Origin of the sequence: Paenibacillus radicis (ex Xue et al. 2023) (assembly GCF_024722015.1) — a bacterium.
Classification (GTDB): domain Bacteria; phylum Bacillota; class Bacilli; order Paenibacillales; family NBRC-103111; genus Paenibacillus_S.
In genome coordinates, this window is sequence record NZ_JANQBD010000015.1 from 69,064 (window position 1) to 82,162 (window position 13,099).

General features: G+C 37.3%; 17 protein-coding genes, 1 tRNA gene and 3 pseudogenes. 16 read left to right on the plus strand and 5 right to left on the minus strand.

Going from position 1 to position 13,099, the window contains the following annotated elements; all coding sequences use genetic code 11:
* Window positions 1–85: 85 nt before the first annotated feature.
* The 3 genes from NV381_RS20210 to NV381_RS20220 all read left to right on the plus strand — a co-directional run bounded on the left by NV381_RS20210 (window position 86) and on the right by NV381_RS20220 (window position 3,519).
* Window positions 86–1,555: a Kelch repeat-containing protein gene (locus tag NV381_RS20210; RefSeq protein ID WP_258215090.1), complete on the plus strand. Its 1,470-nt coding sequence runs from the start codon at window positions 86–88 to the stop codon at window positions 1,553–1,555.
* 167 nt (window positions 1,556–1,722) lie between these two features.
* The gene (locus NV381_RS20215) at window positions 1,723–2,790 is read left to right on the plus strand and encodes a fibronectin type III domain-containing protein (protein ID WP_419182287.1); all 1,068 of its coding nucleotides are present in this window, start codon (window positions 1,723–1,725) and stop codon (window positions 2,788–2,790) included.
* A 126-nt stretch (window positions 2,791–2,916) separates the two neighbouring features.
* A complete protein-coding gene (locus tag NV381_RS20220; protein WP_258215092.1) occupies window positions 2,917–3,519 on the plus strand; it encodes a phospholipase D-like domain-containing protein in 603 nt (200 codons plus the stop codon).
* 61 nt (window positions 3,520–3,580) lie between these two features.
* Here the strand turns inward: NV381_RS20220 and NV381_RS20225 are convergent, their stop codons facing one another.
* Window positions 3,581–3,742: a hypothetical protein gene (locus NV381_RS20225; protein WP_258215093.1), complete on the minus strand. Its 162-nt coding sequence runs from the start codon at window positions 3,740–3,742 to the stop codon at window positions 3,581–3,583.
* Between the two features lie 88 nt (window positions 3,743–3,830).
* On the opposite strand from NV381_RS20225, the gene NV381_RS20230 reads away from it, so the two are divergent.
* The gene (locus tag NV381_RS20230; protein ID WP_258215094.1) at window positions 3,831–4,019 is read left to right on the plus strand and encodes a hypothetical protein; all 189 of its coding nucleotides are present in this window, start codon (window positions 3,831–3,833) and stop codon (window positions 4,017–4,019) included.
* Between the two features lie 317 nt (window positions 4,020–4,336).
* Here the strand turns inward: NV381_RS20230 and NV381_RS20235 are convergent, their stop codons facing one another.
* From NV381_RS20235 to NV381_RS20245, 3 genes and pseudogenes are all read right to left on the minus strand, one after another.
* The gene (locus tag NV381_RS20235; RefSeq protein WP_258215095.1) at window positions 4,337–5,179 is read right to left on the minus strand and encodes an ATP-dependent DNA ligase; all 843 of its coding nucleotides are present in this window, start codon (window positions 5,177–5,179) and stop codon (window positions 4,337–4,339) included.
* Window positions 5,180–5,333: 154 nt separating this feature from the next.
* A pseudogene (locus tag NV381_RS20240) lies at window positions 5,334–5,556 on the minus strand (alpha/beta-type small acid-soluble spore protein).
* Between the two features lie 83 nt (window positions 5,557–5,639).
* Window positions 5,640–6,503, minus strand: coding sequence for a DUF6615 family protein (locus tag NV381_RS20245; RefSeq protein WP_308862069.1), 864 nt, complete (start codon window positions 6,501–6,503; stop codon window positions 5,640–5,642).
* 764 nt (window positions 6,504–7,267) lie between these two features.
* Between NV381_RS20245 and NV381_RS20250 the strand changes: the two genes are divergently transcribed.
* Genes NV381_RS20250 through NV381_RS20260 form a run of 3 tightly spaced genes read left to right on the plus strand, consistent with a single transcriptional unit; the run spans window position 7,268 to window position 8,222 of the window.
* On the plus strand, window positions 7,268–7,651 hold the full coding sequence (locus tag NV381_RS20250) for a hypothetical protein (RefSeq protein WP_258215097.1): 384 nt from the start codon (window positions 7,268–7,270) through the stop codon (window positions 7,649–7,651).
* 53 nt (window positions 7,652–7,704) lie between these two features.
* Window positions 7,705–8,007 carry a YolD-like family protein gene (locus tag NV381_RS20255; RefSeq protein ID WP_258215098.1) on the plus strand — a complete coding sequence of 101 codons (303 nt, stop codon included), beginning with the start codon at window positions 7,705–7,707 and terminating at the stop codon, window positions 8,005–8,007.
* Window positions 8,004–8,222, plus strand: a complete 219-nt coding sequence (locus tag NV381_RS20260) for a hypothetical protein (protein ID WP_258215099.1) — start codon at window positions 8,004–8,006, stop codon at window positions 8,220–8,222. Before NV381_RS20255 ends, NV381_RS20260 begins: the two co-directional genes overlap by 4 nt.
* 161 nt (window positions 8,223–8,383) lie before the next feature.
* On the opposite strand, the gene NV381_RS20265 is transcribed toward NV381_RS20260, so the two are convergent.
* A tRNA-Val gene (locus NV381_RS20265) sits at window positions 8,384–8,456 on the minus strand.
* A 435-nt stretch (window positions 8,457–8,891) separates the two neighbouring features.
* Here NV381_RS20265 and NV381_RS20270 point away from each other — a divergent pair.
* The 9 genes and pseudogenes from NV381_RS20270 (at window position 8,892) to NV381_RS20305 (ending at window position 12,992) form a co-directional block, all read left to right on the plus strand.
* Window positions 8,892–9,026: a hypothetical protein gene (locus NV381_RS20270; RefSeq protein WP_258215100.1), complete on the plus strand. Its 135-nt coding sequence runs from the start codon at window positions 8,892–8,894 to the stop codon at window positions 9,024–9,026.
* A 366-nt stretch (window positions 9,027–9,392) separates the two neighbouring features.
* Window positions 9,393–9,482: pseudogene (locus NV381_RS38505) on the plus strand (rhodanese-related sulfurtransferase); the annotation flags it as partial.
* Between the two features lie 7 nt (window positions 9,483–9,489).
* Complete coding sequence (locus NV381_RS20275; protein WP_258215101.1) at window positions 9,490–9,735, plus strand: hypothetical protein; 246 nt, start codon at window positions 9,490–9,492, stop codon at window positions 9,733–9,735.
* Window positions 9,707–10,141, plus strand: a complete 435-nt coding sequence (locus NV381_RS20280) for a barstar family protein (protein ID WP_258215102.1) — start codon at window positions 9,707–9,709, stop codon at window positions 10,139–10,141. Before NV381_RS20275 ends, NV381_RS20280 begins: the two co-directional genes overlap by 29 nt.
* Entirely contained in the window at window positions 10,089–10,892 is an 804-nt protein-coding gene (locus NV381_RS20285; protein ID WP_258215103.1) for a tetratricopeptide repeat protein, read from the plus strand. The genes NV381_RS20280 and NV381_RS20285 overlap by 53 nt, the downstream gene beginning before the upstream one ends.
* A 46-nt stretch (window positions 10,893–10,938) precedes the next feature.
* The gene (locus NV381_RS20290; protein ID WP_258215104.1) at window positions 10,939–11,472 is read left to right on the plus strand and encodes a DUF2199 domain-containing protein; all 534 of its coding nucleotides are present in this window, start codon (window positions 10,939–10,941) and stop codon (window positions 11,470–11,472) included.
* A 38-nt stretch (window positions 11,473–11,510) separates the two neighbouring features.
* The gene (locus NV381_RS20295) at window positions 11,511–11,837 is read left to right on the plus strand and encodes a hypothetical protein (RefSeq protein ID WP_258215105.1); all 327 of its coding nucleotides are present in this window, start codon (window positions 11,511–11,513) and stop codon (window positions 11,835–11,837) included.
* 139 nt (window positions 11,838–11,976) lie between these two features.
* Window positions 11,977–12,270: pseudogene (cdiI, locus tag NV381_RS20300) on the plus strand (ribonuclease toxin immunity protein CdiI); the annotation flags it as partial.
* 116 nt (window positions 12,271–12,386) lie between these two features.
* Window positions 12,387–12,992, plus strand: coding sequence for an SMI1/KNR4 family protein (locus NV381_RS20305; RefSeq protein ID WP_258215106.1), 606 nt, complete (start codon window positions 12,387–12,389; stop codon window positions 12,990–12,992).
* Window positions 12,993–13,099: the final 107 nt, after the last annotated feature.

Below are 13,099 nucleotides of genomic sequence, written 5' to 3' on the forward strand. Positions count from 1 at the left end.
TTAAATGTTTAGACATTCCATGTAAATATATGTATTCTATTATCTGTTATTCAATTGAAAATATGGAAAAGGAGAAATGTATTTAATGATACAAAAGTTTGGTCTTGTGTTATTCATGATTTTGTTCTTATTTCTCGGAGCTACTGTTACTAGTGCGTCTACAATCTCTTGGGAAGATAAAAGTCCCATGCAACGCGCAAAATTTGGTATAGCTCAAAGTACTCAAGTTTATGATGGGAAAATATACGTGATTGGAGGTCTGGTAAGTCTTAATAGTCCAGTTGACGATTTAGAAGTTTATAACCCTAAAAATGATAGCTGGACTATGAAGAGTTCATTACCTAAACCATTGTGGGGTGCTGCAACATCAATTTTTGGTGGCAAAATTTATACCTTTGGTGGTTCGGAAAATGAAGGCAATAGAACAGTCAATAACGTTTATGAGTATGATATCCAAGGGAATACATGGGCCACAAAACAACCTATGGCATTACCAAGAAGTGAAGCCGGTGCTGTTACTTATGCTGGTAAGATATATGTTTTTGGTGGCCAAGATTTAAATGGACGTACAGTATACAATACTGTTGATATTTATGATCCATTATCCGATTCATGGTCATCAGGCACACCTATTCCAATAGGTGTATATGATTTTGCTATTGGGATTGTCAATAACAAAATCTATATAATAGGTGGTGATAAAAATGAAGGGGGAGTTCAGTACACAAAAAATGTACAGATTTATGATCCTATATTAAATTCCTGGACAAGCGGAACACCACTACCATCTGAGAATTCTGAGATGGGTTATACTTCAATAGGAAATAAGATATATCTATCAGGAGGTCAAGATAATTTAGGGTTACTTTCTGAATATAACACTCAGGATGATTCTTGGAGTACACTCGGTTCTATTACACCAAAAAGAACTTTAATTGCTTCTACTAATTTAAATGGGGATATATATCTTATTGGTGGCAGAACCGGTAGAGATACACCAACTAATTTTGTTCAAGTGTACAGGAATGTTCCAGTAACACCAATAAACATAGTTGCAATCGGTGGAAATTCCTTGATTCAAGTTACTTGGGATGGATCAACAGGTGCCACCGGATACAACGTTAAACGTTCAACAACTATAGGGGGCCCTTACACAACGGTAGCTAGCAACGTCTATGGCACTTCTTACACAGATACAACCGTCACAAACGGCACAACGTATTATTACGTTGTAACAGCTCTGAACTCTGCTGGTGAAAGTGCTAACTCAAACGAAGCATTAGCAACACCACAAGGGACCGTTACGCCGCCTACATCTAATAAAGCCCTACTCGTTATCATACTTTTAAACGGACTTGAAAAAGAGTATGACCTTCCAATGACGGATATAAACAACTTCATCTCTTGGTACAATGGCCGCGCTGCTGGTATTGGATCTGAAGTCTATACAATCAATAAGAATTTTAACAAAGCACATTTCTTAAACAGGAAAGATTACATTGCTTATGATAAAATCGAGTTCTTTGAAGTAAATGAGTACACTCTGTTGCCATAGCAATACGACACTATCCATCCTTCATTTTACAAATATATCTTAATCTATTTCTAAATTTATTTCTAAATTGGTTTGGTTTATTTAAACAATCCATGAAAATTTATTAATTCTACTATTTTGTTATTTTAATGAAAAATGTAAATAAGGGAGAGACTATTTTGAAAAGAATGAAATTATGGTGTTGCTTATTGTTTTTACTTGCTATGTGCTTTTCATTTAGCGGAGGAGTGTTAGCTAGTAGTGAGGTAATTGAATTTTCAGGTACTTCTTACGGTACGATGAGTTCAAACCTTCTTACGGTATCGCAAAAAGTGAAATTTAATAATGATGTGGTCGTAAGTTCAGTTGACTACTACAACGGAAATATTACTAAAACTTCATTAACAATGAAAATATATCGTGCATCAGATTTTTCTCTTATTGGTACAAGCAATACAATAGATATAAATTATCTCGAATCTAAATCTTTCATTTTTTCACCAAACGCAGCTTTAACTGCTAATGTTGACTATTTTATCTCAATTACTGGTAAAGGGGTAGGCATGCAAAATACAAATTTACCTGTTGTTTATACTTCAACCTCTTCTTCAACCTCAGTCACAGTAGATGATTTTACTTGGATAATAGGTGACACTGTGCCTATAGTGCCAGATCATTCAAGTAAAGGTTATATATTTCCTTTAAAAATTCATTTAGGGTCAGGACAAGCTGTTCCTAGTTCACCTACAAATCTAGTTGCAACAGGAAGTAATCAAAAAGTTGATCTATCTTGGTCTGTTGTTAATGGAGCTACAGGTTACAATATCAAACGTTCCATAACAGCAGGTGGTCCTTACATAACAGTTGCTTCCAATGCTTTCGGTACTTCTTATAATGACACAAATGTTACAAACGGAACTAAATACTATTATGTAGTAACAGCTGTTAATACAGCTGGTGAAAGCGGCAATTCAAACGAAGCATCAGCAACACCACAAGGAACGGTAACGCCATCCTCAAGCAAGGCTTTACTCGTCATTACTTTGGTAAGCGGCCTTGAAAAAGAATATGATCTTCCTATGAGCGAAGTAAATAACTTCATTACCTGGTATAACGGACGCGCTGCTGGTACTGGATCGGAAGTCTATACGATCAATAAATCATTCAATAAAGCGAATTTCCTAACACGGAAAGATTATATTGCCTTTGATAAGATTGAAACTTTTGAAGTAAACGAATATACACCAGCACCATAATGAATTCTAGCCTGAGGGAAAGCATCCCTTGGGCTTTTTTATTTTGTCCGCATAAGGTAATATTGGTGAAGAAATACAAAACGTGTATAGAATGGTAAGCTAGTATTGGAGGCGGATGGGGTACAGATGAAGACTTTGAAATTACTAATTTTAGCGACAATAGTTGCTGCCCTTGCTGGCTGCTCTGCTAGTTCCAGTAACGTTAAAGAGACTGTTACAAAAACGGCAGGTGCATCATCTTCTTCAGTTCAATCAAAGCATGAGTGGTATTTTACAAAAGCAAGCCAGCATCCCGAAAAAGCATTAATTGATGTAATTAACTCATCCTCTACCTCATTAGATATCGCTATCTACAGCTTGACACATCCAGAGATAGTCGCAGCGATTAAAGAGTCCAAGCAGAGAGGTGTCACTGTTAGGCTTATAACAGACAAAGTTCAATCGGCTGGTAAGGCTCAAGAAGAAGCGTTAAAAATATTGGGTAGCGCCGGTATCCCGATGAAAGTGAACAAGCATAGTGGCCTGATGCATCTGAAAATGACTGTAGCCGATAAGAGGGTAGCGACAACCGGTTCTTTCAACTACTCGAAGGCAGCGGCTACAACGAATGATGAAGTGTTAATGGTGCTCCGGGATCCGGAGGTAGCCAAGTCATTCTCCGAACAGTTTGAACAGATGTGGAATGACGCAAAAGGGTTTGAAGCGATTGACAAGAAGATTGCTCAATAAATATGTTAAAGCCCTCTTTCCGAAATTGGATTGAGGGCTTATTTAACCTGTAAGAAAATTTTCATTCATTTACAATGTCTTTATGCGCAAGTAAATAATAGGTTTCCTGATCTTTATCTACAATGACTATTCTTCCGTCAGCATCGTAATCCATATCTAAAATATCGGAAGGTTGTAGTGTTTTCATTTCATGTGTTTGCAAATTTATAACATGGTATAGCATAACCTCACACCCTTTCTCTTTATTTTCATCGTTGCTAGTAGATTCAATATGTTAGAATACAAGTAAAGCTTAAAAGGGGTGTTGAAACATGATTGAACGGTACCAACTATTGAATGAACCAGGTCGTACGATATGCATCTTTGAGAAGAACGGAAAATATTTCGGGCACATCCTGAAGGATAGAACGGATAAGGCGCCTGCAAAACTCGTATTCGAAACTCCGAAATACGATAGTCTTGATGCATTGAAATTGGAATACCCCTCGAAGTCACAATGATGGACGGAGGATCAGTGTGCTTATGGCGAAATGTTCCGCGCATAAGAAATTTAATGCTGTAACTAAGTGTCATAACTGTGGATATTATTTGTGCATGGATTGCCATAATGATAACAATCCGGGGTTCTGCTACACTTGTAGTAATAAGCCGGCTACTATGAAAAGAATAAAAGAATCCGACCCTCGCACTGCCAAGGAACGAAATATCATGTGGGGGTTTATATTCTTATTTGTGGCTGTATTTGGTTTTATTGTATATCAAATTATAATAATACTAGTGGTCGTCAACTCAACTATCTAAAATATAGAATGGACGTTCATAATATGAAATCCACAAACACTGGTGACCTGAGCAGCCCTGCTTTCGTCCAGTTCCTTATCTTAACTTTCCCTCTCAGTCGAGGCTCTAAATAAACATAGTCAGGGTCCTCACCTACTATTAGCTGATCTTTGATGGTGTAGAAGGCCATCTTATGTCTGGGAGTAACTCCAAGCTCTATAACTCCTATTGGCCGTCCCCATTGATCCGCAGCTAACCATCCAAAATCTTTCTTACGGTATCCCGAAATAAAAACATCAGCAAAAGTCCAATTGATGATTTTCTGCCAGGCACTCGACCGGCTACTAACGTAAATAGAGTTAGAACGTTTAGCTACGATTCCCTCCATGTTCAGAGCTTCAATTTTGGTAAATAGCTGTTCCCCCTCAGCTTCAAGCGACGGAATGAGCGCCATGTGAGGGTTACCAAAAGTCAATGTTGATAGCAACTCCTTGCGCTTATGTAACGGATAGCCTCGTAGATCCTCGCCTCTATAGCGAAGGATATCGAAAACAACATAATTGACTGGACTACTTTCGGCGGCTTTACGAACCTTATCAGTATTACGAAGAGAAAAACGTTCCATAATAGCTTCAAAGTTAACGTGGCCCGATTCGTCTGTAGCCGCGACTTCGCCATCCAATATAACGTCATCGAGTACTATTTCATTAAGTTCAGGATACTGATGTGTACAATCGTTGTTGTGGCGCGTATATAAGCGAGTTTGACCGCCGGTTCGAGATAGTATCAGTCGATGCCCGTCAATCTTAGGCTCAAATATGTAATCGTCGTGAGAAAATGGTGCGGGTGCTGTCTCTAATAACATTGGTGCAATAAACACTAATAAATCACCTCTACAGTAATTATAATGGATGAGTAGTCGTAGAAGCGGCGGTAAGTATTGGAAGGCAAACTCAAAAAGACTTACATGTTACTCTCGGAGATAAGAGTGATGTAAGTCTTTTTTTATTTATTTTAAATTGAAAAGAGTTGAATCAGCGTTTAAAGCTCGAAAGATTCTGTTCTGCTATCTGCACAGACGTCTTGTGATATTGCCACCAATTGCCCCTGCATCGCGTGTAGCTAGGTTGCCATTGTAACCGGTTGGAGATAATTGAATACCTAATTCTTGGGCCACTTCATACTTCAGTTGATAATCGCTGCCTGTGCTTGCTGTACCACTAAGATCTTGAGTGTTAGTGAACAGCCTGAGTGAATAAACTAACGGAGCAGCCGGTCAGATTGATCGGCTGCATTCTCCAGGCTAACGGGCAACAAGGAAAATAAATAGTTTTTTTCTTTTAATCGTACTCTGAGAATATAGGTTCTTTTGAAACGGTTATAATGACAGGAAGGTTCTTTACTCCAAATCCGAATATATCTTTTAACCAACTGCGCAAGCCGGTCATTACTTCTTTTAAAAACTTAAACAGTGTAGGTGTACCTAGGATAGAACTATAAAATGTGTCGCTTTTTTTCTTTCTCCTAGTTAGTTTGCTCTTGGAGACTGAATTAGCAAACCATGGATTTAGTTGAAAAAATGGATGCGTTGTAAGTTCATTTGTTACTAATTTATCCAATATGTATTCTGGGAGATCATTGTGCCGGTAATTTATACCGTCTACACTTGCGTTTCCTTTTATGAAGTCTTGTAGGATTTTGATTGGATGTTTCTCGGCTATAGTTGCCAAACTGTGCATAGATGTTGTAAACACGTCTAATTTTTTATAATGGTCATTTATCTCACCTTTGGAGTTGCGTGTAGATGCAATATCTGATGCATGGGCGTATTTCCACGTCTCATTTTCAACTTCATTCTTGGAGGTACCTGCAAAATAACGATTATAAAAGCAGTATAATGGGATGGCTTTGTCTGCTACAGCCGCATCGATAAGAAGGTCAATTTGGTACCCATTTCGATTTTTTTGATTTATATCACCATAGCTTGTTGGCGAGGTTTGCTTTTTTGCTTGAATTCGCAAATGCATTGCTTGCATTTCATTTTTCTTTTGATCATGATAGAGTATCCACCATTCCAAGTCGGCTCCTTTAATGCGCTCATTTACCCCTGGGATAGCAAGTAGATTCTCGTTACGTTTTTGTCTAAGTTCGTTGATAATGTTCTCTGTTATCGCTGTTTCTTTGAAATCCGGGGAAGGTTTCAACTTTTTATAGATTTGTTCGATCGCAATCTCTTTGAATAATGCTGTAAGGTCTTTTACTGTAGTAGATGGAACTTGCAGAGATATCCCTCCTATAACGTTTTGCCTCTTCTATGTGAATACTAATATTGTTAGTTAAGAGTTGTAAAGCAAAATCTTTTATCGTGTGGCCCGAGTAAAATAGGTTATTGCTGTTCGATGAAAATAAAGTGTTAGCAAATAAAGTTGTAGACCGACTGATGGCGTTAAGCTCTCTCGATATAATTTAATTTCATAACGGATTACGTTTGTAAAAGAACTGCTTTACCACGGTTCCTTTGTTGTATTGAAGTAATTGTAGATGACTAGCAATAAGACCTCGTTTATACGCGTCAATATATAGATGACGCTTAAATTCGGTTACCTGCTGATGGTTGGTTATTTTATTCCTAAATTTCTTGCTTTTCTAGGATTCGTATTTTTCATAATTTATTTGTAAGGAAAAGGAAGCAATAAGATTAAACTAACGCAGAACGATAGTTCAATCATAACAGCGGCAGTTTAGGACTGTATTATTGCGTCCTAGACTGCCGTTGCCTTTTTGTAATTATGGGCCTCATACTTATTGTGCAAATGCTGGCTGTCTTGATTTTCAAAATCGGTATCAAATCGATGCTTTCTGTTTTCATCAGACATATTGGAAAAAATTCCTCTTGAAATAAGAATGAATGTTCGTTATTCTGAATATAATACAAACATGTGTTCGTATATATTGGAGGCGGTGTTCGGTGATCCAAGCGAAAAAAGCACCATTACTTACACCTGGCGAACTTCAACTCGTTAAGATGGGGATTATCTTACCTGTCATGCTTGATGTGCTTCAGCGTGATATTAATCAGATGAATCAAGTTAAGCTGAAACTAAATATTCTTTATGTCATGAGTCTTGGTAAGGCGCAGGACAGTGCTCACTCCGAGTTAATGGAATTGAAGGCAGAGCTGCGAAAGCGAGGTATTAAGATTATTGAAGAAGTTCGCGCAGCAGAAGGGATACAGGCCAGATTCAAATGCCGCGGCTACGATCATAATCTCTTGCTTCAGTGGGAGAAGGTACGAACGGAAATTATGGAGAAAGGGAGCCAATATTGGGGAATTCCATTACATGGAGGGTGACAGCGAATATGGGGAAAAAGCTTGAAGGATACGGAAGGTGGGAGAGTAGCCGTATGATGTTACCAGAGCATAAAGACAGGATTAATTTACATAACGAGCAGAAGAGTAAACAGACGAAGCCAGAGTTGACGGAGGAGGAGCAGCAGGAATTGTATGGCAGACTAAGGTCATCAATGCTGCATACACTCCGAGCCAGTATAATAGTGTTTAAGGAATACGGTAACAGACAGATTAATGGGGTTGTAGATTGGATAAACCCGAGGACACATCTCATTAAGGTGGATATAGGAGCAGACTGGGAGTTGATTGATTTCAAAGACGTTCTTAGGGTAGAGTTGGATGCTCCAGGATATTGAAAGAAAAGTCCTTAGAGATGTTTGGTGTTACAAATGCAGCGATGCATCCAACAAGAGATGAATTATTTTTGGAGGAGCTGGGCAGCCAATTTGTAGTGGCTAAGGAAGAAGAAAACGAAGTCCTGCTTACTGTTTGGGGATGGGATGAGCAACTGACAGGATTGTGGAAATGGAGTCACGTACAGGCAAGGTTCACAGGCCTGATGACCACTTAAGGATATTATGAAAGTATAGAGCCCTGGAGGATGATTCTGGGGTCTTTTTATTTAAGAAAAAAGGGGGCCGTCCCCAATTCGTCCCCAAGGCTAATATTTTGTAGGATAGATAGATCGATAAAATAAAGAAAAACCCTTATGTATCAAGGGTTTTTCGTGTATGACCTGTAGTGGGCTCGAACCACTGACCCCTACCCTGTCAAGATAGTGCTCTCCCAGCTGAGCTAACAAGTCATGTTTTAGCGACAAGTAATATAATACCAACGAGACGGCCACTTGTCAACAGTTTCTTCATATTTTTTTAATAAGCTATTTTTGCACACTAATCAGTAGAAGGATCAACCTGCGCGGAATCAAGTGACGGAAGGTATATTCCAAAATGTAAGTTTGCATTTAAAAATCAAGAAATTCAACTAAACTGCCGTTAGTTTAGTGGTTGTGCGTTCTAGTTTGAGTTGTTAACCATTATGCAGCACCTTTTATCGCTGTTGAAAATCAGGTAGCTTTTTTCTTTATGTTTATGCGAAAATGGGATTAAAAGGAATATCAGGATGTTAATGTTGAGCAGCCGCGTTACCCAGTAATGCTAATGCCATAAATGTTTAATGAGAGTGGTTTATGATTATGATTTACAGAGCTTAGGAAGGATGAGAATAGAGGTAAAATTCCATGTCTGAATCAAGATTTAAAGACACAGGTCAAAAGATAGACGATTTTCAATATATATCTGATGTTTTAACTGAATGTCCTGATTGCTTGAATGGCGCAAAAGCTATAAGAGGATTGTACATTCATGGGGCTTAATCTTTGGCTGAGAACTGGCTGCTGTGGTCAAGTGCTGTGGGCGTACAACAAAGATCACTTAGCTTTTTTGGACAGTTATATCAACTCATCATTAAGAGAGCGTATTCCTTATATGAATCAGAGCTTGGCGAGTAGACTTCCAGAATGGATAAAGAGTGCAAAGAATCGTCAAGAACTTTCAAAAGGGATAGATAAGTTATAAGAAGTAAGCTTAAGGATAGCAGATAAATATTGAGAGGACTCCAATTGAACGTGTTGAAGTGGCTTGGAAATTGGTATTTCTCGAACGGCGATGGGAACTAGGAACATATTTAAGGTGTAAGGGTAGAAACACTTAATAATCCTCGTTGGGCTATTCGTATCTACTTGGTAGATACAGAGATAGAAAATAAGTGTTTTCAAAAAATAAAAGATGAGCGAACTGAACAGGATTGGGTTCATTGTAGAGTTAAAGAGGCTTGGTTTGAAGGGGCATGCATTTTGGAGGAAATTCTGGTTATTTTCAAGGATTGGGTGCGGATTGGTTCTCAAAAGAATGATTTTATTGGAAAAGGTTTCTATAGGAGCGGATAAAAACTTGGAGCAGGGATATTTATTTTGGCAGTCTATAATGAGCAATGGTTCAATTATGATGTTTTGGCGACAAAGTATTATGGAGAAATTCATTGAAGGTATAAGAAATGAAGGATTTGTATTACTTGGATTGTGAAAATTGGGATAATAGCACTTGCCTAATAGAAATTGGCAAGACGCTACAGTTTCCTAATTACTATGGGAGAAATTTGGATGCCTTTAATGATTGCCTTTCAGATATAGTCCCTGACAATGAGGGCGTGGTTTTGGTCTTCAAAAATTTTGATAAATTTAATGTCAAATGTGAGGATATGGCATATCATTTGTTAGACATTATACAGAGAAATTCATGGAGGTTACTTGTAGATAATCAAAAAAAGCTAATGGCTTTTTTACATTCAAATGATCCACAACTTCATATTCAATCAGTAGGAGCTTACCTGTACTTTGGAATAATGTCGAATGGCTTAATAAGAGCAGAGGACTTTAATGAAAGTGCGATTTTATTTAGAGGTGGGGGAGGTAATTCTGAACTTATTTGAACAAGGCGACGAACTGTATGCTAATGGATTTTACGAAGAAGCATATGAAAAGTTTGAGTTAGCTTATGTTAATGAGGAAGAAAACAATGCCGATTGCCTTAATTATATGGCGTGTTGTCAGATACATTTAGGTAATTCTCAACAGGCACTAGAGTTGTTGGATAAGGCACTAAAAATAAGTCCAACATGGGAAAGATTGCTTTTTAATAAAGGTCGTGCATACTTAAAATTGGATAATTACACAGAAGCCCTTGCATATTTAAACAGAGCAATTATGGTTAGTCCCAATAATCAAGATGTTTATTATTATATTGGTGTGTATTACGAAAAGACTACTGATTACGAGATAGCTAAACAATACTACCAGATGTCGTTGGAGATCGACCATGAACAATCTGAAACACATTTGAATTTGGGAACAGTGTTTTGGAATTTAGGGGATAAGGGGAAGGCATTAGAGGAGTTCGACTTAGCTTATCAATATGATAATAATTGCTTTGATGCGTTATGGAACAAGGGACATGTTTTATACTCGCTTAAGCAGTTTAGTGAAGCCATTCTTTGCTTTGAACAAGTTTACGAACATAATCCAAACGATACAGAAACTCTAAATGATTTGGCATCAGCGTATTTCAGATTAAACGATCACCAACAAGCATTAAAGTGGCTTAATAAGATTTTGGCGATTGAACCTGATAATGAACATGCCTTAAAAGGTATTAAGGCGCTTAATAAGCAATTCCGCGAATAAGCTGTTAGTCAAAAAGTAATTTTAATGACAGGAGAAGAACTATTTCATGAACTTTTTTAAGAAAAACAGCAGGAGCTATATCTGTTCGTGCTGCGGAAAAAAGCATGATGAACTTCCAATGAGTTATGGTAGTCATGCCCCTTACATATGGTTTCAAACAAAGGCAGAAGATAGGGATGAGAGGTTTAGCCTTGATTCTGATTTATGTGTTATGGATAACAAGCACTTTTTCATACGTGGTAACATTGAAATCCCTGTCGAAGATGAAAAGAAGGCTTTCATTTGGGATGTTTGGGTTTCTCTAAGTAAAGATAACTTTGAAAAATCTATATCATGTTGGACTAAGAAGGGTAGAGAAAAGGATTCAGAACCAATGTTTGGATGGTTGTCGACTTCTATTCCTTGTTATTCAGAAGAAACGTTAAATCTAAAGACGATGGTACATACTCGTAAGCTAGGGAGTAGACCATCTATTGAATTAGAGCCAACAGAACATCCACTTGCAGTTGAACAAAGAAATGGTATTAAATTGAAAAGGGTTCAAGAAATAGCGGAGCGTATTCTTCATATGAATGGCTAGATAAAACATGTATTTCGTTGAATGAGGAAGGTGTTACGATGGCAGATGTTGAAGCTTTGATAACCTTTTTAATAGACGGAGGAAGAACTAGAAATGTGTTCAACGGCTATCGACCTGCACATTTAGTAAAAGATGATTATTTAACCACAGGTATACATAACTATTATGATAAACATGAAGTTGTCTTAGGTGAATCTGTTCTTGGAACTATTACCTTTATAGGCCCCGAAGCATATCCGCAATGCTTGTGGGTTGGGAAAAAAATCAATATTCAAGAAGGTTCTAAAATTGTTGGTTATGCTGAAATCATAAAAGTCTTTAATATACTTTTGTTAAAGAAAGAAGACTCTACATTGTTTGAATAATAGAGCAATATTATTACAAGTATTCTATTTATTTCAACATCTCTTAATACAAAGGAGAGAGTGGTTAATGCCAAGGCAGTAAAAGTTATCGGATGTAGATTTACTTCGATTACAGGACTTTCCAGTAAAGACTTTTTTTAATGTCATACCTAACGATTACTTTATTAAGGTAATACAACAGATGGCTCTTGGTATTGGATGTGGTTTTAACGCTACTGTGTGCATTTCTCCAGACGATTTAGATCCTCATGAAGAAAAGTTTGAAGGCATCATGTTTGCTTTACATACCGAGGAAGTAATCTTAGATTATAAAACATTTTTATTTTACCTTATCAAGGCGTGTAAAGTTTATGTTGGTGACTTTCCAATGAACAAAGACATTGTCAATAGTTTAGTTGAAAAGATAAGTGAAAACTACCTTACAGGAAAATGAGGTTACCCAAATTTCAAATGTAAATTATGTAAAACAGTAGGTTTCCTTTTAGTCTGGGTGGAGTTTAAGATATGATAAAAGTTCACTTTTATATAATTTAAATGGAGTGATGATTTATGAAATCATTAGGAAATATAGATTTAACCGATTTCTGGACAGAGTCTGAGTATTACACAAACAGTACTCCAGTAAATCGAGAAATGATCGAAAACGCTGAACGAAAACTTGGTTACAAACTACCAAAGATATATCTTGAATTGATTAGATCTAAGAATGGTGGGACTCCAAAGAACACTTGCTACCCCACTAATAAACAAACTTCATGGGCAAGCGATCATATAGAGATTACAAGTATTAATGGGCTTGGGGGCGGTTTGGGGATTGATTCCGATGACTTAGGAAGTCAATTCATGATAGAGGAATGGGGATACCCTGATATCGGCATAGTTATTTGTTCATGTCCTTCGGCTGGGCATGATGCGGTAATGCTTGACTATAGTATGGCTGGTAAAGATGGGGAACCAAGAGTTGTTCATGTTGATGTCGAAGTACTTGGTGACCCTGAAATTACGTTTTTAGCTGAAAACTTCGAAGTATTTATTAGAGGATTAGACAGTGCTGAACAATTTGAAATAACTGGAGAGGAACTAAAAGACAATAAGGTAGTAAGTGTTTGGATTTGTCCTGAATTTGAAAAGCTTATTAAGAAAAGTGAAGGTTAAATCAAGATAAAAGGTCAATTTCAATGGGTAGGAAAGTAAAGGAATTGTATATGGTCAATAAACTAATTGGTACATTTATCATTTTCGCTTTTTTGGCACTGTCGATT